Origin of the sequence: Dankookia sp. GCM10030260 (genome assembly GCF_042666655.1) — a bacterium.
Taxonomy (GTDB): domain Bacteria; phylum Pseudomonadota; class Alphaproteobacteria; order Acetobacterales; family Acetobacteraceae; genus Paracraurococcus.
On the sequence record NZ_JBHTDE010000076.1, the window covers coordinates 1 to 1,505 of the forward strand.

The following is a 1,505-nucleotide window of genomic DNA, read 5'->3' on the forward strand; positions in this document are numbered from 1 at the left end:
CTACGGCGCGGGTCCCGCCCGCACCGGTCTCGCCGGCCTGCTGATGGGGCTCGGTATTGCGGCCATGCACTACACTGGCATGGCCGCAATGCGCATGCCGGCCAGCGTCGAATACAACCCTCTCCTGGTCGCCGCTTCGGTCCTCATTGCCATCGGCGCCTCCGTCGCCGCGCTCTGGATTGCCGCCCGCGGCACCAGCGCGCAGTTCCGAGTTCTCGCCGCCGGCGCAATGGGCCTCGCCATCGCGGGGATGCACTACACCGCGATGTGGGCGGCGACCTTCACCGGCCCCGGCGCGCTGGCCGACGGCACGCACGGGCACACGCACGCTGATCAGGCAGCGCTCGCCCTTGGCGTGGCCATCGTCACCTTCCTAATCCTGTCCCTCTCGCTCCTCGCCGCCGTGGTCGACCGCCGCTTCGCTCGCCTCGCCGAGCGCGAAGCAGAGGCGCTGCGCGCCAGCGAGGCCCGCTTCCGGGCGCTTTACCAGCGCACGCCGCTGCCGCTGCACTCCCTCGGCCCGGACGGCGCCGTGCTCGAGACGAGTGACGCTTGGCTCGCCCTCTTCGGCTACCGGCGTGAGGAGGTTATCGGGCGCTCGCTCGCCGCCTTCATGCCGCCCGACTGCGCGCGCCGCTATGGAGAGGAGCACTGGCCGGCACTCCTGGCTGGCCGGGACCTGCATGAGGCTGAGTGTCAGGTGATCGCCAAGGACGGCCGCGTCCTCGACGTATTGCTCTCGGCCAGTCCCGAGCGGGACGTCGAGGGGCGGCTCGTCCGCTGCCTCGGCGGCCTGGCTGACGTCACCGCCCGGCGGCATGTTGAGGAGGCGCTGCGTCAGTCGCAGAAGCTAGAAGCAGTGGGGCAGCTGACGGGCGGGGTGGCGCACGACTTCAACAACCTGCTCACAGTCGTACTCGGCGCGCTATCAAGCCTCGAGCGCCACGTCCGCGGCGACGAGCGGGCCTACCAGATGCTGGAGGCGGCGCGTCAGGCGGTACGGCGGGGCGCGCGGCTCAGCCAAAGCCTGCTCGCCTTCTCCCGGCGCCAGGCGCTGCGGCCGGAGGCGCTGGACGCGGCCACGCTGCTGCAAGAGTTCACCACCCTGATTCGCCGCGCGCTCGGGGAGACGATTGCACTTGAACTCGCCTTCGAGCCGCGCCTGCCTTTGTGCCGCGCCGACGCGGCGCAGCTGCAGACGGCGGTGCTGAACCTGGTGGTGAACGCGCGCGACGCGATGCCCGAAGGCGGCACACTCTCTATCCGCGCTGCGCGGGCGGAGCTCGGCCCGGCCGAGCTGGCTGGCAACGACGACGCGGCGCCGGGCGCCTTCGTGGCGGTTGCGGTGCGCGACACCGGGCATGGGATGCCGCCGGAGGTGCTGGCGCGTGCCTTTGAGCCGTTCTTCACCACGAAGGAGCCTGGTCGGGGCACCGGACTGGGGCTCGCCCAGGTCTACGGCTTCGCCCGCCAGCTTGGTGGCCACGTCGCGGTGGAGAGCCGTC

1 protein-coding gene is annotated in these 1,505 nt (G+C 71.8%); it reads left to right on the top strand.

The genetic code is table 11. The annotated features are described in order from the left end of the window. Window positions 1-1,505: MHYT domain-containing protein (locus tag ACFQS7_RS30885; protein WP_380070976.1), on the top strand; the 1,505-nt coding region annotated here is incomplete at both ends.